The organism is Streptococcus oralis (assembly GCF_001578705.1).
Classification (GTDB): Bacteria; Bacillota; Bacilli; order Lactobacillales; family Streptococcaceae; genus Streptococcus; species Streptococcus oralis_J.
In genome coordinates this window covers 1-25,494 of sequence record NZ_KQ969039.1, presented here as the reverse complement: position 1 = coordinate 25,494, position 25,494 = coordinate 1, and the positions used below count along the sequence as shown (strand labels likewise).

At 43.1% G+C, this 25,494-nt stretch carries 20 protein-coding genes; 16 read left to right on the top strand and 4 right to left on the bottom strand.

Going from position 1 to position 25,494, the window contains the following annotated elements:
* Positions 1–48 precede the first annotated feature (48 nt).
* The gene (malQ, locus tag SORDD05_RS08210) at positions 49–1,566 is read left to right on the top strand and encodes a 4-alpha-glucanotransferase (RefSeq protein WP_061418901.1); all 1,518 of its coding nucleotides are present in this window, start codon (positions 49–51) and stop codon (positions 1,564–1,566) included.
* Between the two features lie 22 nt (positions 1,567–1,588).
* Complete coding sequence (gene glgP / locus SORDD05_RS08205) at positions 1,589–3,847, top strand: glycogen/starch/alpha-glucan family phosphorylase (protein ID WP_061418897.1); 2,259 nt, start codon at positions 1,589–1,591, stop codon at positions 3,845–3,847.
* A 53-nt stretch (positions 3,848–3,900) separates the two neighbouring features.
* Here glgP and SORDD05_RS08200 read toward each other — a convergent pair whose 3' ends face one another.
* Positions 3,901–4,749, bottom strand: coding sequence for a putative RNA methyltransferase (locus SORDD05_RS08200; protein WP_061418894.1), 849 nt, complete (start codon positions 4,747–4,749; stop codon positions 3,901–3,903).
* A gap of 151 nt (positions 4,750–4,900) precedes the next feature.
* On the opposite strand from SORDD05_RS08200, the gene SORDD05_RS08195 reads away from it, so the two are divergent.
* Both SORDD05_RS08195 and SORDD05_RS08190 read left to right on the top strand, forming a co-directional pair.
* On the top strand, positions 4,901–5,179 hold the full coding sequence (locus SORDD05_RS08195; protein WP_000910903.1) for a DUF6110 family protein: 279 nt from the start codon (positions 4,901–4,903) through the stop codon (positions 5,177–5,179).
* Position 5,180: 1 nt separating this feature from the next.
* Positions 5,181–7,241, top strand: a complete 2,061-nt coding sequence (locus SORDD05_RS08190; RefSeq protein ID WP_061418891.1) for a heavy metal translocating P-type ATPase — start codon at positions 5,181–5,183, stop codon at positions 7,239–7,241.
* A 77-nt stretch (positions 7,242–7,318) separates the two neighbouring features.
* Here the strand turns inward: SORDD05_RS08190 and tyrS are convergent, their stop codons facing one another.
* Positions 7,319–8,575, bottom strand: a complete 1,257-nt coding sequence (gene tyrS / locus SORDD05_RS08185; protein ID WP_061418889.1) for a tyrosine--tRNA ligase — start codon at positions 8,573–8,575, stop codon at positions 7,319–7,321.
* A 140-nt stretch (positions 8,576–8,715) separates the two neighbouring features.
* On the opposite strand from tyrS, the gene pbp1b reads away from it, so the two are divergent.
* The 6 genes from pbp1b to SORDD05_RS08155 all read left to right on the top strand — a co-directional run bounded on the left by pbp1b (position 8,716) and on the right by SORDD05_RS08155 (position 15,361).
* The gene (gene pbp1b, locus SORDD05_RS08180) at positions 8,716–11,178 is read left to right on the top strand and encodes a penicillin-binding protein PBP1B (protein WP_061418883.1); all 2,463 of its coding nucleotides are present in this window, start codon (positions 8,716–8,718) and stop codon (positions 11,176–11,178) included.
* 81 nt (positions 11,179–11,259) lie between these two features.
* Positions 11,260–12,168 carry a DMT family transporter gene (locus SORDD05_RS08175; RefSeq protein ID WP_061418879.1) on the top strand — a complete coding sequence of 303 codons (909 nt, stop codon included), beginning with the start codon at positions 11,260–11,262 and terminating at the stop codon, positions 12,166–12,168.
* Between the two features lie 85 nt (positions 12,169–12,253).
* Positions 12,254–12,952, top strand: coding sequence for a 2,3,4,5-tetrahydropyridine-2,6-dicarboxylate N-acetyltransferase (dapD, locus tag SORDD05_RS08170; RefSeq protein WP_000127447.1), 699 nt, complete (start codon positions 12,254–12,256; stop codon positions 12,950–12,952).
* Between the two features lie 69 nt (positions 12,953–13,021).
* Entirely contained in the window at positions 13,022–14,152 is a 1,131-nt protein-coding gene (locus SORDD05_RS08165) for an N-acetyldiaminopimelate deacetylase (protein ID WP_061418876.1), read from the top strand.
* Between the two features lie 11 nt (positions 14,153–14,163).
* The gene (locus SORDD05_RS08160) at positions 14,164–14,703 is read left to right on the top strand and encodes a 5-formyltetrahydrofolate cyclo-ligase (RefSeq protein WP_061418873.1); all 540 of its coding nucleotides are present in this window, start codon (positions 14,164–14,166) and stop codon (positions 14,701–14,703) included.
* On the top strand, positions 14,687–15,361 hold the full coding sequence (locus SORDD05_RS08155) for a rhomboid family intramembrane serine protease (protein ID WP_061418870.1): 675 nt from the start codon (positions 14,687–14,689) through the stop codon (positions 15,359–15,361). Before SORDD05_RS08160 ends, SORDD05_RS08155 begins: the two co-directional genes overlap by 17 nt.
* Positions 15,362–15,419: 58 nt before the next feature.
* On the opposite strand, the gene galU is transcribed toward SORDD05_RS08155, so the two are convergent.
* Together galU and SORDD05_RS08145 are read right to left on the bottom strand one after the other, a co-directional pair.
* Positions 15,420–16,328: a UTP--glucose-1-phosphate uridylyltransferase GalU gene (galU, locus tag SORDD05_RS08150; protein WP_061418867.1), complete on the bottom strand. Its 909-nt coding sequence runs from the start codon at positions 16,326–16,328 to the stop codon at positions 15,420–15,422.
* Between the two features lie 21 nt (positions 16,329–16,349).
* Entirely contained in the window at positions 16,350–17,366 is a 1,017-nt protein-coding gene (locus tag SORDD05_RS08145; protein ID WP_061418864.1) for an NAD(P)H-dependent glycerol-3-phosphate dehydrogenase, read from the bottom strand.
* Positions 17,367–17,569: 203 nt separating this feature from the next.
* Between SORDD05_RS08145 and SORDD05_RS08140 the strand changes: the two genes are divergently transcribed.
* The 6 genes from SORDD05_RS08140 to SORDD05_RS08115 all read left to right on the top strand — a co-directional run bounded on the left by SORDD05_RS08140 (position 17,570) and on the right by SORDD05_RS08115 (position 25,426).
* The gene (locus SORDD05_RS08140; protein ID WP_061418861.1) at positions 17,570–19,276 is read left to right on the top strand and encodes an ABC transporter ATP-binding protein; all 1,707 of its coding nucleotides are present in this window, start codon (positions 17,570–17,572) and stop codon (positions 19,274–19,276) included.
* 1 nt (position 19,277) lies between these two features.
* Positions 19,278–21,044 (top strand): ABC transporter ATP-binding protein, encoded by a 1,767-nt coding sequence (locus tag SORDD05_RS08135; RefSeq protein WP_061418859.1) that lies wholly within the window; start codon positions 19,278–19,280, stop codon positions 21,042–21,044.
* A 139-nt stretch (positions 21,045–21,183) separates the two neighbouring features.
* Positions 21,184–21,873, top strand: coding sequence for a gamma-glutamyl-gamma-aminobutyrate hydrolase family protein (locus tag SORDD05_RS08130; RefSeq protein WP_000124765.1), 690 nt, complete (start codon positions 21,184–21,186; stop codon positions 21,871–21,873).
* 168 nt (positions 21,874–22,041) lie between these two features.
* The gene (locus tag SORDD05_RS08125) at positions 22,042–23,391 is read left to right on the top strand and encodes a glucose-6-phosphate isomerase (RefSeq protein WP_061418856.1); all 1,350 of its coding nucleotides are present in this window, start codon (positions 22,042–22,044) and stop codon (positions 23,389–23,391) included.
* A gap of 127 nt (positions 23,392–23,518) precedes the next feature.
* Positions 23,519–24,979: a glutamate--tRNA ligase gene (gene gltX, locus SORDD05_RS08120; protein ID WP_061418853.1), complete on the top strand. Its 1,461-nt coding sequence runs from the start codon at positions 23,519–23,521 to the stop codon at positions 24,977–24,979.
* A 12-nt stretch (positions 24,980–24,991) separates the two neighbouring features.
* Positions 24,992–25,426 carry a cytidine deaminase family protein gene (locus SORDD05_RS08115; RefSeq protein WP_061418850.1) on the top strand — a complete coding sequence of 145 codons (435 nt, stop codon included), beginning with the start codon at positions 24,992–24,994 and terminating at the stop codon, positions 25,424–25,426.
* The last annotated feature ends 68 nt before the right edge of the window (positions 25,427–25,494 follow it).

Below are 25,494 nucleotides of genomic sequence, written 5' to 3'. Positions count from 1 at the left end.
TGCGTCTTGATTGCGCAACGTTTTATAACAAACACATGAGGTGCTATTATGAAAAAACGTCAAAGTGGTGTGTTGATGCACATCTCTTCTCTACCAGGAGAATACGGAATTGGATCATTTGGTCAGACTGCCTATGATTTCGTTGACTTCTTGGTTCGTACCAAGCAACGTTACTGGCAAATCCTCCCTCTTGGGACAACAAGCTATGGAGATTCTCCATACCAATCATTCTCAGCCTTTGCTGGAAATACGCATTTTATCGACCTTGATATCTTGGTAGAACAAGGCTTGCTCGAAGCTAGTGACCTTGAAGGTGTTGACTTTGGTAGCGATGCATCTGAAGTTGATTATGCGAAGATTTATTACGCACGTCGTCCGCTTTTAGAAAAAGCAGTTAAACGCTTCTTGGAAGTGGGTGATGTCAAAGATTTTGAGAAATTTGCTCAAGACAACCAATCATGGCTTGAACTCTTTGCAGAGTATATGGCGATTAAAGAGCATTTTGACAATCTTGCTTGGACAGAATGGCCAGATGCAGATGCTCGTGCTCGTAAAGCTTCTGCGCTTGAAAGCTACCGTGAGAAATTGGCAGACAAGTTGGTTTACCACCGTGTGACTCAATATTTCTTCTTCCAACAATGGTTGAAATTGAAAGCCTACGCTAACGATAACCACATCGAAATCGTTGGTGACATGCCGATTTACGTCGCAGAAGATTCAAGTGACATGTGGGCAAATCCACACCTCTTCAAGACAGATGCTAGCGGCAAGGCGACTTGCATCGCTGGATGTCCACCAGATGAGTTTTCTGCCACTGGTCAACTTTGGGGTAACCCAATCTATGACTGGGAAGCAATGGACAAAGACGGTTATAAATGGTGGGTTGAACGCTTGCGTGAAAGCTTCAAAATCTACGACATTGTTCGTATCGACCACTTCCGTGGCTTTGAATCTTACTGGGAAATCCCTGCTGGTTCCGATACAGCTGCCCCTGGTAAATGGGTGAAAGGTCCAGGCTACAAACTTTTTGCAGCCGTTAAGGAAGAACTCGGTGAGCTGAACATCATCGCGGAAGACCTTGGTTTCATGACAGATGAGGTTATCGAGTTGCGCGAACGTACTGGTTTCCCAGGGATGAAGATTCTTCAATTTGCCTTCAATCCAGAAGACGAAAGCATCGATAGCCCACACTTGGCGCCGGCTAACTCTGTTATGTACACAGGAACACATGATAACAATACGGTCCTTGGTTGGTACCGTAATGAGATTGATGATCCAACTCGTGAGTACATGGCTCGCTATACTAACCGTAAAGAATACGAAACAGTGCCACACGCGATGCTTCGTACAGTCTTTTCATCAGTGAGCTTCATGGCTATTGCAACCATGCAAGATTTGCTAGAGCTAGATGAGTCAGCTCGTATGAACTTCCCATCTACTCTTGGCGGAAACTGGTCTTGGCGTATGACAGCAGACCAACTCACACCAGCTGTTGAAGAAAATTTGCTTGACTTGACTACAATTTATCGCCGAATCAATGAAAATTTGGTAGAATTAAAGAAATAAGACAATATCAGGAGACACAAAAATGTTACCATTAAAAGAATTTGTACAAAAACGTTACAATAAAACTATTGCGGAATGTAGTAACGAAGAGCTTTACCTTGCACTTCTCAACTACAGCAAGCTTGCTAGCAGCCAAAAGCCAGTTAACACTGGTAAGAAAAAAGTTTACTATATCTCAGCTGAGTTCTTGATCGGTAAACTCTTGTCAAACAACTTGATTAACCTTGGTCTTTACGACGATGTGAAAAAAGAACTCGCAGCTGCAGGTAAAGAGTTGATTGAAATCGAAGAAGTAGAATTGGAACCATCACTTGGTAACGGTGGTTTGGGACGTTTGGCAGCCTGCTTTATCGACTCAATCGCTACACTTGGTTTGAATGGTGATGGTGTTGGATTGAACTACCACTTCGGTCTTTTCCAACAAGTTCTTAAAAACAACCAACAAGAAACGATTCCTAACGCTTGGTTGACTGAGCAAAACTGGTTGGTTCGCTCAAGCCGTAGCTACCAAGTGCCATTTGCACACTTCACATTGACATCTACCCTTTACGATATCGATGTACCTGGTTACAAGACAGCTACTAAAAACCGCTTGCGTTTGTTTGACTTGGACTCAGTTGATTCTTCTATCATCGAAGATGGTATCAACTTTGACAAAACAGATATCGCTCGCAACTTGACTCTCTTCCTTTACCCAGACGACAGCGACAAACAAGGTGAATTGCTCCGTATCTTCCAACAATACTTCATGGTTTCAAACGGTGCGCAATTGATCATCGACGAAGCAATCGAAAAAGGAAGCAACTTGCATGACCTTGCGGACTACGCAGTTGTACAAATCAACGATACTCACCCATCAATGGTGATCCCTGAATTGATCCGTCTTTTGACTGCGCGTGGTATCGAGCTTGACGAAGCAATCTCTATCGTTCGTAGCATGACTGCCTACACTAACCACACCATCCTTGCTGAAGCCCTTGAAAAATGGCCTCTTGAATTCTTGGAAGAAGTGGTTCCTCACTTGGTACCAATCATCAAAGAATTGGACCGTCGTGTGAAAGCAGAATACAAAGACCCAGCTGTTCAAATCATTGATGAAAACGACCGTGTACACATGGCTCACATGGATATCCACTACGGATACAGTGTTAACGGGGTAGCAGCACTCCACACTGAAATCTTGAAGAACTCAGAGTTGAAAGCTTTCTACGACATCTACCCAGAAAAATTCAACAACAAAACAAACGGTATCACATTCCGTCGTTGGCTCATGCATGCCAACCCAAGACTGTCTCACTACTTGGATGAGATTATTGGAGAGGGTTGGCACCATGAAGCGGATGAGCTTGAAAAACTCTTGTCATACGAAGACAAGGCTGCTGTCAAAGAAAAATTGGAAAGCATCAAAGCTCACAACAAGCGCAAATTGGCTCGTCACTTGAAAGAACACCAAGGTGTGGAAATCAATACAAACTCTATCTTTGATATCCAAATCAAACGTCTTCACGAGTACAAACGCCAACAAATGAATGCTTTGTATGTGATTCACAAATACCTTGACATTAAGGCTGGTAACATTCCTGCTCGTCCAATCACAGTATTCTTTGGTGGTAAAGCAGCTCCTGCCTACACAATCGCACAAGACATCATCCACTTGATCCTTTGCTTGTCAGAAGTGATTGCAAATGACCCAGCAGTAGCTCCACACTTGCAAGTCGTAATGGTTGAAAACTACAACGTTACTGCAGCAAGCTTCCTTATCCCAGCATGTGACATCTCAGAACAAATCTCACTTGCTTCTAAAGAAGCTTCAGGTACTGGTAACATGAAATTCATGTTGAACGGAGCTTTGACTCTTGGTACTATGGACGGTGCTAACGTGGAAATCGCTGAGTTGGTTGGCGACGAAAACATCTACATCTTTGGTGAAGATTCAGAAACTGTTATCGACCTTTACGCGAAAGCAGCTTACAAATCAAGCGAATTCTATGCTCGTGAAGCTATCAAACCATTGGTTGACTTCATCGTGAGCGATGCTGTTCTTGCAGTAGGTAAGAAAGAACGCTTGGAACGTCTTTACAACGAATTGATCAACAAAGACTGGTTCATGACTCTCCTTGACTTGGAAGACTATATCAAGGTGAAAGAGCAAATGCTTGCTGACTACGAAAACCGTGACGCATGGTTGGATAAAGTCATCGTTAACATTTCTAAAGCGGGATTCTTCTCATCTGACCGTACAATCGCTCAGTACAACGAAGATATCTGGCACTTGAACTAAGATTAAATAAAAAACGCATCTTTTAAGATGCGTTTTTTCATATTTAAACTAATTTACAATACTTTCCCCACAAGAATCTCTGCTTCGATGGTAATCTCTGTCAACTGAGTCCAGTCAATCTTGGTCTGGTCAACGTGAAAGAGAAGGGGGGTCATGCTAAGTAAAGCTTGGCGTTGCTCAGCGGTGATGGACTTGGTCAGGGAGGCTGTTTGGCGAGATTGGATACTGAAGTGTTCCTGGAAATGTTCCTTGATATCTTGGTTGGAATAGTCCTTCTTTGTCAGCTGCTCTCGCACCATTTGGCGGATTTCTTTGAGGTGATTTTCGGTTGGAATGACCTTTATCAAGATACCGTTTTGGGATAAAACGCGTCGAAATTCTCCATAATTTGCAGGCGAAAAGATATCAAGTAGAATATCCATGCTGGTATCTTTTATAGGAAGACGAGCCAAGTCGCCCACAAACCAATTGACTGCCCAGTTGGCTTCGCTTTTGGCAGCGATTTGAACGGAATCTTTGGAAATATCAAAGGCGTAAAAGGTTTTATCAGAGTGACTTTCTTGGAGTTTACGAGAGTAGAAGCCTTCGCCACAACCGATATCCAAGACTGTTTTTGCGGATGGTTTAGTCGCTAGTATGTCCGAGATGCCTTTTAAGATATTCTGATAAAACCCAGCTTCTAGGATTTGCTGGCGATTTTGAAAGTTTTCTTTGTCGTAGTTGGTGGATTGCTTGATTTGCGGTGCCAGATTGACATAGCCGAATTTTGCTAAGTCAAAAGAATGACGGTTGCTACACTTGAGGCTAGTTTCGATCAAGGTCAGATTTTTTTGACAGATAGGGCAGGAAAAGGCGCTAGCAGTAGCGAAACGCTGGAGTTTGGGTTTGAGGTTTATATTCATAGTTTAAGTCTAGCAAAAGAGGCAAGCGAAAGCAAGTATAGGAGTATGTAGATATGAGATTCAATAGAAATAAATCCAATTCTTTAATCCATAGAATGGAATTGCTTTTATATCTAAATTGCTATATAATAATGATAAGGAGGAAACGACTATGTTAAAAGAAGTATTAAGCGTCGCAAAAGTTGCGAAAAAATCATCACTCTTTTTGGGTGGTGTCGCATTTGGTACCCTTGGTTTGAAAATCTTAGCAAGTAAGGAAGCTAAAAAAGGTTATTCTAAAGCCTTGGCTAAGGCTTACAAATTGAAGGACGAGCTAGATGCGTCTGTTTCTGTTGTGAAGCAACATGGAGACGATGTCTTGCAAGATGCCAAATATTTGTACGAGCAAGAGAAAAAAGAAGAGCAATTAGATAGCCTGATAGGGGAATAATATGTCTTTTAAAGTGCTACATAGAGGATACCAACATATCCGACTATCATCTTCTTTTTCACTCACCTTGGATATTCAAGACTATCTTCGTTCCTTGGCGAGAGATGAAAAGGGAATTGAGTCTATCCAGTTTTACATGGATCAACAGCACTTTACTCTACGTATAAAAGAAGGCTTTTCTGTATTAGATAATGCAGAAGCCTTTTTAAAAAGAATTGATAAAGGGAAAGTTTCTGAGTTGATGACTCTTCCCATTCGTAGAGAAGAGAGTGCTTATTCTATTGTTTCAGGTGCAGCGGTTAAGCGTGTACTTTTTCGTAGTTTTGTGCCGTCTCCTATTCGCTATATATGGACTTGTTATCAGGCTTTTGGCTATATTAGAGAAGCCTGTCAAACACTAGCGCGTAAGGAACTAACGATGGAAGTCTTGGACTGCTCGGCGATTTTATTGTCCTTGTTCATGAATCAATCCAAGACTGCTAGCAACATCATGTTTATGCTTGATTTGGGGAATCATTTAGATCAGTGGTCCTTGAAAAAAACTGCAACAGATTTAGAACAGAGTCTTCTTGCAAAAGAGAGCGATGTATTCCTAGTACAGGGCGATACGGTTGTTAGTATCAAGAGTTCCGATGTTCAAATAGGAGATGTTTTGATCTTATCTCAAGGAAATGAAATTCTGTTTGATGGACAAGTAGTTTCAGGTTTAGGTATGGTCAACGAAAGTTCCTTGACGGGAGAGAGTTTTCCAGTTGAAAAAAGAGAGTCTGATTTGGTTTGTGCAAATACAGTATTAGAAACTGGAGAGTTACGCATTCGTGTAACCGATAATCAGATGAACAGCCGGGTTTTACAACTGATTGAGTTGATGAAGAAATCTGAAGAAAACAAGAAAACGAAACAACGCTATTTCATCAAAATGGCGGACAAGGTCGTCAAATATAATTTCTTGGGGGCTGGGCTGACTTACCTATTGACAGGTTCTTTTTCTAAGGCTATTTCTTTCCTATTGGTCGATTTCTCCTGCGCTTTGAAAATCTCTACTCCTGTAGCTTATTTGACAGCTATCAAGGAGGGGTTGAACCGTGAAATGGTGATTAAGGATGGAGATGTTTTGGAGAAATATCTGGAAGTTGATACTTTCTTGTTTGATAAGACGGGAACAATCACAACTAGCTATCCGATAGTTGACAAGGTGTTACCTTTTGGGGACTATAGTGAGGAAGATATTCTCAGAATCAGTGCCTGTCTTGAGGAACACATTTATCATCCTATTGCTAATGCCATCGTCAAGCAAGCTGAGATAGAGGGGATTGAACATGAGGAAATGCATGGGAAACTCCAATATATCGCAAGCAAGGGGATCAAATCTCATATAGATGGCCAACCAGTTCTTATTGGGAATTATGTCTTGATGCAGGATGAGCAGATTCATATCAGTTCAGAACAAAATGCTTTAATTGAAGAGTACAAGAGTCACTACAATCTCTTATTCTTGGCTTATCAGAATGAATTGATTGGAATGTTCTGCATTCATACTCCTTTGAGAAAAGAAGCAAAAACAGCCTTGGATAAACTTAAGGCACAGGGGAAAAAATTGATTCTGGCAACAGGGGACACCTTGGTTAGGACAGAGGAATTAGTCAAAGATTTGCCCTTTGATCAGGTATATACAGACTTGAAACCTGATGGGAAATTTGAGTTAGTAGAGGAACTGCAGAAAGCAGGTCACACTATTTTGATGGTTGGAGATGGCTTGAATGACTCAGCGGCTCTAACCCTATCAGATATCGGTGTGGTGATGAATGAGAGTGCAGATATTTCTAAGCAGATGAGTGATATCTTATTGTTAGATAATCGTTTGGATTTCTTCCAAGAGTTGGATTCGCTATCATCATCTTTGCAAACACTCATTAAGAAGAATATTCAAGATACCGTTGTCGTAAATAGTAGTTTGATTGGCTTTGGCTTGTTTAACTGGCTCAGTCCTTCAAATCTCTCTATCTTACATAATCTAACAACCTTACGCATTGTACTGCGTAGCCTGTCTATTAAGGGATAGGTGGGGACTATTCACAGCAAAAAGGAGTTACCTTTCTCGAGGTTAACTCCTTTGTTTATAGGTAAATGTTGAACAATTTAGTAAGTCAATACAAAATATTTCTTCTTCCCACGGCGGATAACAGTCAGTTCGTTTTCGAGCTTGTCAGCGTCACTCAAGACATAGTCAAGGTCTTGGATGCGGTCGCCGTTGACGTAGATAGCTCCGTTTTGGACGTCTTCACGGGCTTGGCGTTTTGAGTTAACCACACCAGATGATACGAGAAGTTCCACGATATTGTGGTTTTCGTCTGCTTGGACTTGGTAGTTTGGTACTCCACGAAGTCCTTGTTTGAGTTCTTTGACAGAAAGGTTTTTGATGTTTCCTGCAAAGAGTTGCTCAGTGATGTTAAGGGCTTCTTTGTAAGCTTCTTCTCCGTGGACAAGTGTCACGACTTCACGAGCAAGGACTTTTTGTGCCAAGCGTTCGTGTGGAGCTGCTTCAAACTGTTTGCGGATGTCTTCGATCTCGTCGAGTGACAAAAAAGTAAAGATTTTTAAGAAGCGAACAGCGTCAGCATCCATGACGTTCATCCAGAATTGGTACATTTCGTATGGAGAAGTCTTTTCAGGGTTGAGCCAGACTGCGTTTCCTTCTGACTTACCAAACTTCTTACCAGTTGCGTCTGTGATAAGGGGAACTGTGATAACGTGGCCTGTCTTGTCAGCCTTACGACGTAGCAATTCGGTACCAGCTGTCATATTTCCCCACTGGTCAGAACCACCAATTTGCAGAGTAACATTGTAGTCTTGGTTAAGGACAAAGAAGTCGTAACCTTGCATGATTTGGTAAGCAAACTCTGTGTAAGAAATCCCTGTCTCGATCCGTTTCTTCACAGATTCCTTACTCATCATGTAGTTGACAGTGAAGTATTTTCCGACGTCACGGAGGAAGTCAATGAAGCTGATGCTGCCAAACCAGTCGTAGTTGTTGACCATGACAGCCTTATTTTCGCCATTTTCAAAGTCAAGAAAACGAGAAAGTTGTCCTTGGATAGACTTGACCCAGCCATCTACTGTGTCTTTTGTTTGGAGACTACGCTCAGCATCTTTGAAGGACGGATCTCCGATGAGACCTGTAGCACCGCCAACGAGCGCATAGGGTTTATGACCTGCTAATTGCAAACGACGACTGGTCAAGATTGCGACAAGGTGGCCGAGGTGAAGGCTGTCAGCAGTTGGGTCGTAGCCAGTATAATAAGAAACTTGACCTTCTTCTAGGGCTTTACGCAAAGCTTCTTCATCAGTCGTTTGAAAAATCAAACCACGCTCTTTTAGCTCATCAAAAATGTGCATATGTCTTTTCTCCTTTTTAAAATATTGTTTCTACCTATTGTATCACAAACTTGGGCAATAGCCTAGTGGAATAGGGAAGAAAGTGGCTATTTTATTGAAAGTTTACCTTTTATGGTATAATAGAGAAAGTGAGGACATTCATGAAAAAAAGAAACAATGAATTAAAAACAAAGTTGCTGCAATTTTTCCAGCAACTATCTGTCAAATGGAAGAAAAAACAAGCAAGTAAAAAGATCAATAAGAAAGTGGCTTCTTCTGACAAAGTCAGAAGGGTTGGGTCTATTTTGGCTAAGATTTTGAGTGCTTTTAAAGTGACCTTCAACACTCTCTTTATCCTAGGCCTTATCGGTGGCATGTTTGGCGCTGGAGTGGCTATGGGCTATGGCGTCGCTCTATTTGACAAGGCTCAAGTTCCTCAAACAGAAGAACTGGTCAAGCAAGTGAAGGATATTGCCTCTATCTCAGAAATCACTTATTCTGACGGTAGTACCATTGCTTCGATTGAGGGCGATTTGTTGCGAACTTCAGTAGCTTCGGATGCTATATCAGATAATCTTAAAAAGGCTATCATTGCGACAGAGGACGAGCATTTCAATGAGCACAAGGGAGTTGTGCCTAAGGCCGTTATTCGTGCGACCTTGGGAACCTTTGTCGGTCTAGGGTCGTCCAGCGGTGGCTCAACTTTGACACAACAGGTCATCAAACAGCAGGTGGTTGGAGATGCTCCGACTCTGGCTCGTAAGGCTACAGAGATTATTGATGCTCTAGCTTTAGAACGGGTCATGGGTAAGGATGAGATTTTGACAACCTACCTTAACATAGCTCCTTTTGGTCGCAATCATAAAGGTCAAAATATTGCAGGTGCCCAACAGGCTGCAGAAGGAATCTTTGGGGTCAATGCTTCGGATTTAACGGTCCCTCAAGCTGCCTTTATCGCAGGATTGCCACAGAGTCCAATCAGTTATTCTCCTTATGAATCTGATGGTAGCATGAAGAGTGATGAGGACATGGCTTTGGGGATTAAGCGTGCCAAGGATGTCCTCTACAACATGTACCGGACAGGGGCTCTAAGTCAGGAAGAGTACGATAAGTACAGAGATTATGACTTTAAGCAAGATTTTCTACCATCAGGTAGTGTCAACGGAAGCTCACGCGACTATCTTTACTTTGCAACCTTGGCAGAAGGTACAGATCGGATGTATGATTATCTAGTTGAGAGAGATCATGTCTCTGCTCAAGAGTTAAAGAATGAGTCCATCCAGAAAGCTTATCATGACCTAGCAACCAAGGAAATTGAGAATGGTGGGTATAAGATTACGACAACTATCAATAAAAACGTTCATACCGCAATGCAAAATGCGGTTGCGACCTACGGCTATCTGCTAGATGATTCGACAGGGCAGCCTGAGGTGGGGAATGTCCTCATGGACAACCAAACGGGAGCTATCCTTGGCTTTGTTGGTGGTCGTAATTATCAAGAAAATCAGAACAATCACGCTATTGACACCAAACGTTCTCCAGCTTCAACCACTAAGCCTATACTGGCCTATGGTATTGCGATTGACCAAGGTTTGATGGGAAGTGCAAGTATCTTATCAAACTATCCGACAAACTTTTCAAACGGCAATCCCATCATGTATGTCAATAGTCCTGGTACAGGGATGATGCCCCTGGGAGAAGCCCTCAACTATTCATGGAATATCCCAGCCTACTGGACTTATCGTACGCTTCGAGAGAAGGGTGTAGATGTCAAAGGTTATATGGAAAAAATGGGTTATGAAATCCCAGAATATGGTATCGAAAGTTTACCGATGGGTGGGGGGATTGAAGTTACAGTTGCCCAGCATACCAATGGGTATCAGACCTTGGCTAATAATGGGGTCTACCATAAGAAACATATGATTTCCAAGATTGAATCGACGACAGGACAAGTGATTTATGAATATAAAACTCAACCTGTTCAAGTTTATTCAAAAGCGACAGCGACCATCATGCAAAGTCTACTTCGTGATGTCATTTCATCTCGAGTTACGTCAAGCTTTCAGACTGATTTGGCCTCTATCAACCCAAGTCTGGCTCGTGCTGACTGGATTGGAAAGACTGGTACGACCAATGAAGATGAAAATATGTGGCTCATGCTTTCTACGCCACGCTTGACTCTAGGGGGCTGGTTAGGACACGATGACAACCGACCACTAGCCAAAGGAGCAGGTCACTACCGCAATGCCAACTATATGGCCCACTTGGTTAATGCTATCCAGCAAGCTGAACCTGGAATATGGGGGAATGAGCGCTTTAATCTGGATTCAAGTGTGACCAAGTCTCAAGTCCTCAAATCGACAGGAGAGAAACCTGGCAAGGTCACAATCAATGGCAAAGAAGTCACCGTTTCAGGTTCTACAGTAACGAGCTATTGGGCTACTAAAGAAGGGGCGCCAGTAACCACTTACCGCTTTGCCATCGGAGGGAGCGATGCCGATTATCAAAATGCTTGGAAGAGCATTTTAGGAAGTTTACCCACTCTTCCTACCCCAACTCTCCCAAGTTCAAGTGGTAGTTCGGGAACAAGCTCATCAACTCGCTCAAATCAATCAAATCGATAGAATAAAAAAGTAGCATGATTCATTCAATAATATTTTTTCATGCTACTTTTTTCTTTTTTCATTTCGTGTTACAATAGGAGAATGAATAAGTATCAAAAGAAGATTTTTAAGGGAACTCTATATTCACTGTTGTCAGGTCTGATTTGGGGAATTTGTGGTATTTTAGGAGAATATTTTTTCGCCCATTATCAGGTGTCGTCTGGCTGGATCACTTCCATGCGCTTGCTAGTGGCAGGGAGTTTGGTTTTAGTTTTATCAGCCTTTCAGTTACGCACCCAGTTATTGGATATCTGGCGGGACAAGAAAAATTATCTGCCTTTTTTAGCCTATGCTATTCTAGGTATTTTTTCTGTGCAGTTTTTCTTTTATCTCTGTGTTGAGTATTCCAATGCGACGACAGCAACGATTTTGCAATTTATCAGTCCAGTTTTTATCTTGTTTTATAATCGTATCGTCTATCAAAAGAAGGCTTCTATCACAGCCATTCTCTATGTTTTGATTGCCATGTTGGGTGTTTTTTTGATGGCCACAAAAGGAGATTTGTCCCAGTTGTCCATGACTCCCTTAGCTTTGGTCACTGGACTCCTCAGTGCTGTAGGGGTTATGTTCAACGTTATCCTGCCTCAGCGTTTTGCACGTGACTATGGTTTTGTGCCGACTGTTGGTTGGGGGATGTTGCTAGCAGGTGTTTTTAGCAATTTTCTTTATCCTATTCATCAGATTACCTTCCAACTTGATGTGACGAGCCTTTTGATTTGTTTTACTATTGCTGTGTTTGGAACGGCTTTTGCTTTTTTCCTTTCGATGAAGGCTGTGCTACTCGTCTCACCGTTAGTTGTGTCAGTTGTGAGTGCCAGTGAACCTTTATCTTCCGCATTGTTAAGTGTGCTATTTCTAGGTATGGTTTTGGATGGTTTTCTAGCTTTGGCTATGATTTTGATTATCGTTCCAATGGTTTTCTTATCAATTGAGGAAACGAAGGAAAGGTAAAATGTTCTGTTCGAGTGCTTAAGGCTTCAAATTTGAAGCCTTTTTTGGTAGAATAGGTATCATTATAAGGAACCAGGAGGCGCCTATGACTGCCACAAAAATGAATGCTCAAGAAATTATCCAATTTATCGCCAATGCTGAAAAGAAAACCAGTGTTAAAGTAACCTTTGAAGGAGAACTCGCAACTGCTGTACCTAGCTCTGTTGTCAAACTAGGAAATGTCCTATTCGGAGACTGGAAGGATGTTGCTCCGCTTCTCGAAGGTTTAGTAGAAAATCAAGACTATGTTGTCGAGCAAGATGCTCGTAATTCTGCAGTTCCTTTGCTAGATAAACGTGCTATCAACGCTCGTATCGAGCCGGGTGCTATTATCCGTGACCAGGTCGAAATTGGTGACAATGCTGTTATCATGATGGGAGCAGTTATCAATATCGGTGCTGAAATCGGTGCAGGAACCATGATTGACATGGGTGCCATCCTTGGTGGCCGTGCTATCGTTGGGAAAAACAGTCACGTTGGTGCAGGTGCAGTTTTGGCGGGTGTGATTGAGCCAGCTAGTGCTGAACCAGTCCGTGTCGGAGACAATGTTCTTATCGGTGCCAATGCAGTGGTTATTGAAGGAGTCCAAATCGGCAGTGGTTCAGTTGTTGCAGCAGGAGCTATTGTTACCCAAGATGTTCCAGAAAACGTTGTAGTAGCAGGTGTTCCAGCTCGTATCATCAAAGAAATTGATGCCCAAACCCAACAAAAAACAGCGCTTGAGGATGCGCTTCGTACCTTGTAATTGTAAAAGTAAAAAAGAGGCGGAACCCTTTTTCCAGCCTCTTTCTTCTATCAAAAGGAGGATCGATAGATGTTAGATTTGATTCAGACTAGACGAGATTTGCACCAGATTCCAGAGATTGGCTTGGAGGAATTCAAGACCCAGGCTTATTTGCTGGATGTGATTGAAAAATTGACTACGGGCAAGGATTTTGTTCAAATTCGTACTTGGCGAACAGGGATTTTGGTCTACCTGCAGGGAAGTCAGCCGGCGCAGACTATTGGTTGGCGGACAGATATTGATGGCCTGCCTATCGTCGAACAAACAGGCCTGCCTTTTGCTTCCCAGCACCAAGGTCGCATGCATGCCTGTGGCCATGATTTTCATATGACCATTGCCTTGGGCTGTCTCGAACGCGCCCTGGAGGAACAACCCAAGAATAATCTGCTCTTTCTATTTCAGCCTGCTGAAGAAAATGAAGCTGGTGGGATGCTCATGTATGAGGACAGCGCTTTTGGGGACTGGCTACCAGACCAATTCTATGGCCTTCATGTTCGTCCGGAACTGAAGGTCGGACAGATTGCGACCAATACACACACTCTCTTTGCAGGGACCTGTGAGGTGAAAATTCGTTTCAAAGGAAAAGGAGGACACGCAGCTTTTCCGCATGAAGCTAATGACGCCTTGGTGGCTGCTAGTTACTTTGTGACCCAAGTACAGTCAGTTGTCAGCCGCAATGTCAACCCAATCGAGGGGGCGGTGGTGACTTTTGGTCTTTTCCAAGCTGGAACAACCAACAATGTCATCACAGACACAGCTTTTTTACATGGAACCATTCGGGCCTTGACACAGGACATGAGTCTCTTGGTACAAAAAAGAGTCAAAACAGTCGCAGAGGGAGTTGCGGCAGCCTTTGGTATGGAAGTCGAAGTGGAACTCAAGCAAGGAGGCTACCTACCTGTTGAGAACAATCCAGTCTTGGCGCGTGAACTAATGACATTCTTTGAAGAGAAAGATGGAATCGAGTTGATTGATATCGAGCCTGCTATGACAGGTGAAGACTTTGGTTATCTCCTTTCGAAGGTTGATGGCGTTATGTTCTGGCTGGGTATCGATAGTCCCTACGCCCTTCATCACCCTCAGATGAGCCCTAAGGAAGATGCCTTAGCTATTGGGGTTGATGCGGTCTCTAGTTTCCTGAAAAAGAAGGCGGCAGAGTAGAGGTATTATCTATGAAAGCAGAACTACGCAAGAAAATTTTGCAAGAAATGAAGGCTCTATCTCAGGAGCAAAAACAGGCTATGGATCGAGCTTTAACAGAGCGATTTTTAAAGCATCCTTTTTACCAAGAAGCTAAGGTCATCGCAACCTATCTCTCCTTCCCTCATGAATTTCAAACGCAAGGATTGATCAAGCAGGCGCTGAAGGAGGGCAAAAAGGTTCTGATACCCAAAACCTATCCCAAGGGGCGCATGGAGTTTGTGGTCTATGATCCGCAGCAGTTGGCAAAAACGTCCTTTGGTTTACTGGAACCGCAAGGAGACTTGGAAGTGGTGGAACCGTCTCAGATTGATTTAATTCATGTTCCGGGCTTGGCTTTTACAACAGAGGGTTATCGGATCGGATATGGTGGAGGTTATTATGACCGCTATCTGGAACATTTTACTGGTCATACTTTGAGTACGGTTTATCCTTGTCAAATTCAGGAGTTTAACTTGGAAAACCATGATATTCCCGTCCAGGAGGTGCTAATAGATGAAGGAAATCTTTGATAAACGTTACCCTGTGACGAGTTTCTTTCTCCTAGTAACAGCATTGGTATTTCTCTTGATGCTGATTACTACGGGTATCAACTTTGATCAAGCAAAAACTCTTTTTCAGTTTGGAGCTATGTATGGACCGATCATTCGCCTGTTCCCTGAGCAGATTTGGCGCCTATTTTCGGCTATATTTGTGCACATTGGATGGGAGCATTTCATTGTCAATATGATTTCACTCTACTTTCTTGGACAACAGGTGGAGGAGATTTTCGGCTCTAAGCAATTTTTCCTTCTTTATCTCTTATCAGGAATGATGGGCAATCTCTTTGTTTTTGCTTTCACACCGAAAGTCCTAGCAGCAGGTGCCTCCACTTCTCTCTATGGATTATTTGCTGCGATTATCGTTTTGCGCTATGCGACTCGCAGCCCCTATATCCAGCAGTTGGGGCAATCCTACCTGACGCTTTTCGTGATCAATATCATTGGAAGTATTCTGATTCCAGGAATCAGCCTAGCAGGGCATATTGGTGGTGCAATAGGCGGTGCCTTTCTAGCAGTCATCTTTCCAGTCAAATGGGAAAAAAGGATGTATAGCTCTGGGCAGCGAATCGGAGCAACCCTACTTTTTGTCGCACTAGCTGTTTTCCTTTTCTACAAAGGGATGAGATAAGTGCAAATAAAAGAAGAACTAGGATAGTTAACCATCCTAGTTCTTCTTTTGTTATAGATTATTTTTTTAATTTCTCTCCAGCTAACTCTTTTCCAAGTTGGATGAGGTAGTCTTTCAAATCATCTTTGACTTGAGGGTGTCTCAGAGCGTAGTCGATGGATGTTTTCATAAAGCCAAACTTGTCTCCGACATCGTAACGAGCTCCCTTGAACTCACGAGCAAATACACGTTGTGTTTTATTGAGGGTGTCAATCGCATCCGTCAACTGGATTTCATTTCCAGCACCTGGAGCTTGGTTTTCCAGAATTTGGAAAATCTCAGGTGTGAGGAGGTAGCGTCCGATGATAGCGAGATCGCTAGGAGCATCCTCTGGAGCTGGTTTTTCAACGAAGGTTTCAACGCTGTAAAGGCCGTCTTTTCCTTCGCCTTGCGGAGCAATAACTCCATAGGCAGATACTTCATCGTGAGGGACTGGCATGACAGCGATAGTAGACGCGTGAGTACGCTCGTAGTCATCCATGAGTTGTTTGGTAAGTGGAACTGCCTTTTCATTGGTGATATCCATCAAGTCATCACCAAGCATCACGACAAAAGGTTCATTTCCAACGAAAGCTTTGGCCTGCAAAACAGCATCTCCAAGACCACGTGGATGTGTTTGACGGATAAAATGCAGACGCATGCCAGTTGTTTCATCAACTAGCTTCAAAAGATCTGTTTTCCCTTTTTCTTTGAGGTTGTATTCCAATTCGAAGTTTGAGTCAAAGTGGTCCTCGATGGAACGTTTTGACTTACCTGTAACAACCAAGATATCTTCGATTCCAGATTTGAGGGCTTCTTCAACGATAAATTGGATGGTTGGTTTGTCTACGATTGGCAACATTTCCTTGGCCAAGGCCTTAGTTGCAGGGAGGAAACGAGTTCCCAATCCAGCGGCAGGGATGACTGCTTTTCTGACTTTTTGTTTCATAATGTTCCTTTCTATAAGGGTCTAAGACCATTCGTTTTCTGCTTTAAATTCATTACTCATGATGTCGTTGATTGCTTCTTTGATATTGACACCTTCATAAATAACTCGGTAAATAGCCTGCGTGATTGGCATGTAGACACCCAATTCCTGAGCCAGTTCGTAAGCTGCTCGAGTCGTTGAAATTCCTTCAATGACCATGCCCATGTTAGCTTCGATGTCTGCGAGGGATTCTCCACGACCGAGGGCATCACCGGCCCTCCAGTTACGAGAGTGGACAGATGTCCCTGTTACGATCAAATCTCCAACTCCAGAAAGACCGCTATAAGTCAGAGGATTAGCTCCAAGAGCGACACCTAGACGGGTGATTTCAGCCAAGCCGCGGGCAATGATGGCTGCCTTGGCATTGTCACCAAATCCTAGGCCATGTAATGCACCCGCACCAACTGCAATGATGTTTTTAAGAGCACCAGCGGTTTCAACCCCGATAACATCCGTATTGGTATAGAGGCGGAAGTAGTGATTGCTAAAGAGATTTTGAACGTACTGGGCAGTTTCAAGGTCTTTAGAGGCTGCAGTGATCAAGGTAATGTCCCGTACAATAGTTTCCTCAGCGTGGCTAGGTCCTGAAACAACGACGATATCACTACGGAGATTGGCTGGAATTTCCTCTTCAAGAATAGTTGATAGGCGTTTGTGACTATCTGGTTCCAAGCCTTTGGAGGCATGCATGATGACAACCTTGTGATCGAGTACCTTTGCTACTTGTTGGGCAACCAGTCTCGTTACTTTTGTTGGGACAACAAATAAAACAGCGTCTACATTTTTCAATGTTTCTCCTAAGTCATGGTAGGCCTTGATGTTTTCGTCGAGTAGGATGTCTTTAAAGTAGCGTTTGTTTGTATGTTGACTATTGATTTCATCGATCTGGTCGGGAATATTTCCCCAAATCCGAACCTCGTGTCCATTGTCGTTTAGAACCTGCGAAAGGGCAGTTCCCCAAGAGCCAGGACCCAAGACAGCGATGGTTTGTTTCTTCATCTTCTCCTCCTTTTAAGAGTTCTCCTTTCATTTTATCATAAAAAGCCTTTTCATGCACCTACTTATAGGCAAAGATAGGATTTTAAGATAAAATACTTCTTTGACAAGATTCCTCTTTTTTGCTAGAATAGCATCAACATGAAAGAATGAGAGGAGCTGGCGAATTTCGTCACTCCCTTTTGTCTATCTGATTAGGAGGAAGTATGCTGATTGAAAAAATTAAAGCCTATAAATGGCAAGCCTTGGCATCCTTTGTGATGACAGGCTTGATGGTTGCGAGCTCGCTCTTGCAACCTCGCTATTTGCAGGAGGTTTTAGATGCTCTACTGGCTGGCCAACATGAGGCTATTTATAGTATTGGGGCATGGTTGATAGGAGTAGCCCTCGTGGGTCTGGTTGCAGGTGGTGTCAATGTTATTCTTGCAGCCTATATCGCTCAGGGAGTATCTTCGGATCTTCGGGAAGATGCTTTTCGTAAGATCCAAACCTTTTCTTATGCCAACATTGAGCGGTTTAATGCTGGGAATTTAGTTGTCCGCATGACCAACGATATCAACCAAATTCAGAACATGGTGATGATGGTTTTCCAAATCCTCTTCCGTCTCCCTCTTCTCTTTATCGGTTCCTTTATCTTGGCAGTTCACACTCTTCCATCACTTTGGTGGGTGATTGTCCTCATGGTAGTGCTGATTTTTGCGCTTACAGGTATCATGATGGGAATGATGGGGCCGCGCTTCGCCAAGTTTCAAACTCTTCTTGAACGAATTAATGCCATCGCCAAGGAAAATCTACGTGGTGTGCGTGTGGTCAAATCCTTTGTGCAGGAAAAAGAGCAATTTGACAAGTTTACTGAGGTCTCAGATGAGCTTCTGGGACAAAATATTTATATTGGCTATGCCTTTTCAGTAGTGGAACCTTTTATGATGCTCATTGGGTACGGAGCGGTTTTCCTCTCCATCTGGTTGGTTGCGGGAATGGCTCAGTCGGATCCGTCAGTCGTTGGTTCTATTGCTTCCTTTGTTAACTATCTCAGTCAGATTATCTTTACAATCGTCATGGTTGGATTTTTAGGGAATTCTGTCAGTCGGGCTATGATTTCGATGATGCGTATCCGTGAGGTTCTAGATACCGAGCCAGCGATGACTTTTAAGGATCTTCCAGATGAGGATCTAGAAGGAAGTCTCTCTTTTGAAAATGTGACCTTCACTTATCCTACCGATGAAGAGCCCATGCTTAAGAATGTAAGCTTTGAAGTTGCACCAGGTCAGATGGTCGGTGTGGTGGGGGCGACTGGGGCAGGTAAGTCCACCCTTGCCCAGCTAATTCCACGACTTTTTGATCCACAGGAGGGCTCTATCAAGATTGGTGGCAAGGACATTCGAGATGTCAGCGAGGGAACCTTGCGTAAAACGGTCTCCATCGTCTTGCAAAGAGCCATTCTCTTTAGTGGGACTATTGCAGATAATCTCCGTCAAGGAAAAGGAAATGCCAGCGTATCCGAGCTTGAACGTGCGGCGCGTATCGCCCAAGCCAGTGAATTTATTGGACGCATGGAAAACAAATTTGAGAGTCAGGTCGAAGAACGTGGCACCAACTTTTCTGGTGGACAAAAACAACGGATGTCGATTGCCCGTGGGATTGTCAGCAATCCCCGTATCCTGATTTTTGACGATTCGACTTCAGCCTTGGATGCCAAGTCAGAGAGACTCGTTCAGGAGGCTTTGAACAAAGACCTGAAAGGGACAACAACGATTATCATCGCTCAAAAAATCAGTTCAGTCGTCCATGCAGACAAGATTTTGGTCTTGGACCAAGGGCGCTTGATTGGAGAAGGACGGCATGCAGACTTGGTAGCTAACAATGCCATCTACCGTGAAATCTACGAAACACAAAAGGGAAAGGAGGAATAAAATGAAAACTGTTCGATTTTTCTGGAATTATTTTAAAGTTTACAAGTTCTCCTTTGCCATTGTGATTCTGATGGTTGCGATTGCGACAATTGCCCAAGCCCTCTTTCCTGTTTTTTCAGGTCAAGCAGTGACGGAGCTCGCTAATCTGGTTCTAGCTTATCAAAATGGGACTTCCGAACTAGCCTGGCAAAGTTTGTCAGCTCTGATGCTGAATCTAGCCCTGGTTGTGCTGGTTTTGGTAGTGTCCAGTTTGATTTACATGGCCTTGATGACCCGTGTAATTGCTGAGTCAACTAATGAGATGCGTAAGGGCCTCTTTGGCAAACTTTCTCGTTTGACGGTTTCTTTCTTTGACCGCCATCAGGATGGCGATATCCTTTCTCGCTTCACTAGTGACTTAGACAATATCCTTCAAGCCTTCAATGAAAGTCTAGTTCAGGTTATGAGCAATATTGCTCTTTACATCGGTTTGATTTTTGTCATGTTTTCAAAAAATATGACGCTAGCCCTGATAACAGTAGCCAGCACTCCAGTGGCCTTTCTCATGTTGGTCTTCATTGTGAAAATGGCCCGCAAATACACCAATCTCCAGCAAAAAGAGGTTGGGAAACTCAACGCCTACATGGATGAAAGTATTTCAGGGCAGAAAGCTGTTATTGTACAAGGAATTCAAAACGACATCGTAGCAGGCTTTGTGGAGCGAAATGAGCGCGTGCGCAAGGCAACCTTTAAAGGGAGAATGTTCTCAGGAATCCTCTTTCCTGTTATGAATGGGATGAGTTTGGTTAATACAGCCATCGTTATTTTTGCAGGTTCTGCGGTCTTGCTGAACGATCCAAGTATCGAAACAACGACAGCCCTAGGTTTGATCGTCATGTTTACCCAATTTTCTCAGCAGTACTACCAGCCGATTATCCAGGTGGCTGCGAGTTGGGGGAGCCTCCAGTTGGCCTTTACTGGGGCGGATCGTATCCAAGAAATGTTTGATGCAGAAGAAGAGATTCGCCCGCAAAATGCACCAGCATTTACGGAATTACGAGAAGGTGTTGAAATCAGTCATATTGATTTCTCTTATGTGCCTGACAAGCCGATTTTGAAAGATGTTAGCATTTCAGCTCCTAAGGGGCAGATGGTAGCAGTTGTCGGTCCGACTGGTTCAGGGAAAACGACCATCATGAACCTCATCAATCGCTTCTACGATGTGGATGCAGGTAGCATTTCCTTTGATGGCAAAGATATCCGAGACTACGACTTGGACAGCCTGCGGAGCAAGGTCGGGATTGTCCTGCAGGATTCGGTCTTGTTTAGTGGAACAATCCGAGACAATATCCGCTTTGGTGTGCCAGATGCCAGTCAGGAAATGGTCGAAGCAGCTGCTAAGGCAACTCATATTCATGACTACATCGAAAGCTTGCCTGATAAGTATGATACCCTTATTGATGATGAGCAAAACATCTTCTCAACTGGTCAGAAACAATTGATTTCCATTGCTCGGACCTTGATGACAGATCCCCAAGTTTTAATCTTAGATGAAGCGACTTCCAATGTGGATACCGTAACAGAAAGCAAGATTCAACATGCCATGGAGGCGGTTGTGGCAGGACGAACCAGTTTTGTCATTGCCCATCGTTTAAAGACCATCCTCAATGCCGATCAGATTATTGTCCTCAAAGATGGAGAGGTCATTGAACGTGGAAATCATCACGAGTTGCTCAAGCTCGGCGGCTTCTACTCAGAACTGTATCACAATCAATTTGTCTTCGAATAAGAAAGAAGTTGTCCTCTTGGGCAACTTCTTTCTTATCCATAAAAAATACTTATCACGGTCTTTAAAAAAACATATTAGACAGCAGAGAGCTTGAATGATAAGATAGGACTATCGTTAGAAAATTGAAAGGAGACACATCATGGCTAGAACGGTTGTAGGAGTTGCTGCAAATCTATGTCCTGTAGATGCAGAAGGGAAAAACATCCACTCATCTGTATCCTGTAAATTCGCAGAGAGCATTCGTCAAGTCGGCGGTCTCCCTTTAGTGATTCCTGTAGGAGATGAGTCCATTGTTCGCGATTATGTGGAAATGATCGACAAACTCATCTTGACAGGTGGGCAAAATGTCCATCCTCAGTTTTATGGAGAGAAAAAGACCATTGAGAGCGACGATTACAACCTAGTCCGTGATGAATTTGAATTGGCACTCTTGAGAGAAGCACTTCATCAGAATAAGCCCATTTTGGCAATCTGCCGTGGGGTTCAGCTGGTCAATGTTGCTTTTGGTGGCACTCTTCACCAAGAAATTGAAGGTCACTGGCAAGGTTTGCCTTTTGGAACCTCTCATTCTATTGAGACAGTAGAAGGAAGCGTGGTGGCTAAGTTGTTCGGAAAAGAAAGTCAGGTCAACTCAGTCCATCGTCAAAGTATTAAAGATCTGGCGCCTAATTTCCGTGTGACAGCGGTGGATCCTCGAGACCAGACTATTGAAGCGATTGAGTCTATCGACGAGCACCGTATCATCGGTTTGCAGTGGCATCCAGAGTTTCTGGTCAATGAAGAAGATGGCAATTTAGAACTATTTGAGTATTTATTAAATGAATTGTAACGGTTAGAGACTCTAGCCGTTTTTATTCGTCCTTTCAGATTTTTTATATTTTAGCAAATTTACGCAAACGTTTGAATTCTGATAAAAATTGGGCAAATTCAATAAAAAAGCTTGAAAAAATCGAAGGTAAGCGTTATGATAGAAAAGAAGAAATTTTGGAGGATTATCATGTCACATATTAAATTTGATTATTCAAAAGTTTTAGACAAATTTGTTGCCCCACATGAAGTGGAATACATGCAAGCACAAGTAACAGCTGCAGCCGATTTGATTCGTAAAGGAACTGGTGCTGGTAGCGACTTTTTGGGTTGGTTGGACCTTCCTGAAAATTATGACCGCGAAGAATTCGACCGCATCTTGAAAGCTGCTGAGCAAATCAAATCAGACAGCGATGTTTTGGTTGTGATCGGTATCGGTGGATCTTACCTTGGTGCCAAAGCAGCCATCGACTTCTTGAACCACCACTTTGCTAACTTGCAAACAAAAGAAGAACGCAAAGCTCCACAAATCCTTTATGCTGGGAACTCAATCTCATCTACTTACCTTGCTGACTTGGTAGAGTACGTAGCTGACAAAGACTTCTCAGTAAACGTGATTTCTAAATCAGGTACAACAACAGAACCAGCAATTGCTTTCCGTGTCTTCAAAGAACTCTTGGTTAAGAAATACGGTCAAGAAGAAGCTAACAAACGTATCTACGCTACAACTGACCGCCAAAAAGGTGCTGTTAAGGTTGAAGCAGATGCCAACGGTTGGGAAACATTTGTGGTTCCAGATGACATCGGTGGACGCTTCTCAGTATTGACAGCAGTTGGATTGCTTCCAATCGCTGCATCAGGTGCTGACATTAAAGCCCTTATGGAAGGTGCGAACGCAGCTCGTAAAGACTACACTTCAGATAAACTTTCAGAAAATGAAGCTTACCAATACGCAGCAGTTCGTAACATCCTTTACCGCAAAGGCTATGCGACTGAAATCTTGGTAAACTACGAGCCATCGCTTCAATACTTCTCAGAATGGTGGAAACAATTGGCTGGTGAGTCAGAAGGGAAAGACCAAAAAGGTATTTACCCAACTTCAGCCAACTTCTCAACTGACTTGCACTCACTTGGTCAATTTATCCAAGAAGGAACTCGCATCATGTTTGAAACAGTTGTCCGTGTTGACAAACCACGTAAGAACGTGATCATTCCTACTTTGGAAGAAGATCTTGATGGACTTGGTTACCTTCAAGGAAAAGACGTTGACTTTGTAAACAAAAAAGCAACTGATGGTGTTCTTCTTGCCCACACAGATGGTGATGTACCAAACATGTACGTGACTCTTCCAGAGCAAGACGCTTTCACTCTTGGTTACACTATCTACTTCTTCGAATTGGCTATCGCCCTTTCAGGTTACTTGAATGCCATCAACCCATTTGACCAACCAGGTGTTGAAGCTTACAAACGTAACATGTTTGCCCTTCTTGGAAAACCAGGATTTGAAGAATTGAGTAAAGAACTTAACGCACGTCTATAATAGAAGAAAAGAGTGGTTTGTCCACTCTTTTTACTCTCTTTATTCGTAGACATTGGACTCAGGCGAGACTTGTGATATAATATAGAAAGCAAAAAGGCAGACGCCTAGAGACTTTATAGGAGAAACTATGTCAAAAGATATCCGCGTACGCTACGCACCAAGTCCAACAGGACTACTACACATCGGAAATGCCCGTACAGCATTGTTTAACTACCTTTACGCACGCCATCATGGCGGAACTTTTATCATTCGTATCGAAGATACTGACCGTAAACGTCATGTTGAGGATGGTGAACGTTCACAGCTTGAAAACCTTTGTTGGTTAGGCATGGATTGGGATGAAAGCCCAGAGACACATGAAAACTATCGCCAATCAGAGCGTTTGGAACTCTATCAAAAATACATCGACCAATTGTTAGCTGAAGGAAAAGCTTACAAATCATACGTTACAGAAGAAGAGTTGGCGGCTGAACGTGAACGCCAAGAAGCAGCTGGCGAAACACCACGCTACATCAATGAATATCTCGGCATGAGCGAAGAAGAAAAAGCAGCTTATATCGCAGAACGTGAAGAAGCAGGAATCATCCCAACGGTTCGTTTGGCTGTTAATGAGTCTGGTATCTACAAATGGCATGATATGGTCAAAGGTGATATCGAGTTTGAAGGTGGCAATATCGGTGGTGACTGGGTTATCCAAAAGAAAGATGGCTACCCAACTTACAACTTTGCTGTTGTTATTGATGACCATGATATGCAAATTTCTCATGTTATCCGTGGAGATGACCACATTGCCAATACTCCAAAACAACTCATGGTCTATGAAGCCCTTGGTTGGGAAGCCCCAGAATTCGGTCACATGACTTTGATTATCAACTCTGAAACGGGTAAAAAATTGTCTAAACGGGACACCAATACCCTTCAGTTTATTGAAGACTACCGTAAGAAAGGCTATCTTCCAGAAGCTGTCTTTAACTTTATCGCCCTTCTTGGCTGGAACCCTGGTGGGGAAGACGAAATCTTCTCTCGTGAGGAATTGATTAAACTCTTTGATGAAAACCGCCTCAGCAAGTCTCCTGCAGCCTTCGATCAGAAGAAACTAGACTGGATGAGCAACGACTACATCAAGAGAGCAGAACTTGCTACTATCTTTGAAATGGCCAAACCATACTTAGAAGAAGCAGGACGTTTGACTGACAAATCTGAAAAAATGGTAGAACTCTACAAACCACAAATGAAGTCAGTGGACGAAATCGTCCCGTTGACAGATCTTTTCTTCTCAGATTTCCCTGAGCTGACAGACGCTGAGCGCGAGGTCATGGCAGGAGAAACCGTTCCGGTTGTTCTGGAAGCCTTCAAAGCGAAACTAGAAGCAATGACAGATGAAGAATTTGTGACAGAAAACATCTTCCCACAAATCAAAGCAGTTCAAAAAGAAACGGGTATTAAAGGGAAAAACCTCTTCATGCCGATTCGTATTGCCGTTTCAGGTGAAATGCATGGACCAGAATTACCAGACACCATTTTCTTACTCGGACGTGAAAAGTCAATCCAGCATATTGAAAACATGCTGAAAGAGATTTCTAAATAAAAAGGACTTCCGATGGGCACATGGGAAAAAATGTATGAAGAAGCACGAGCCTTATACAATCCTCATGAAGTTTCTGACTTTGTTTATGCTAACCATGTTGTTGCCGCGGTAGAAGCAGAAGATGGACAGATCTTCACAGGATTTTGTATGGAGGGCACTTGTGGCGTTTTTCATCTCTGTGCAGAACGAGCAGCTCTCTTCAATATGTATCAATTTTCAGGACAAACTAAAGTTAAGAAAGTCCTTGCCTTTCGAGATAAACCTCCCTACGGCGAAGGATCAGGTATGCCCTGTGGCGCCTGCAGAGAATTTCTCTTAGAACTAAATGCTGAAAATAAAGAAGCAGAGTTCATGATGGACTACGAAACAAGAAAAACAATTAAGGTTGCCGAATTGATCCCTTACTGGTGGGGAGAGGAACGCGCGACTAATTGGCAAATAAAATAGAGAGAGTCAGTTAAACTGGCTCTTTTCTATTATCATAGAAAAATTTGTATAGGAGATTAAAAAAGATC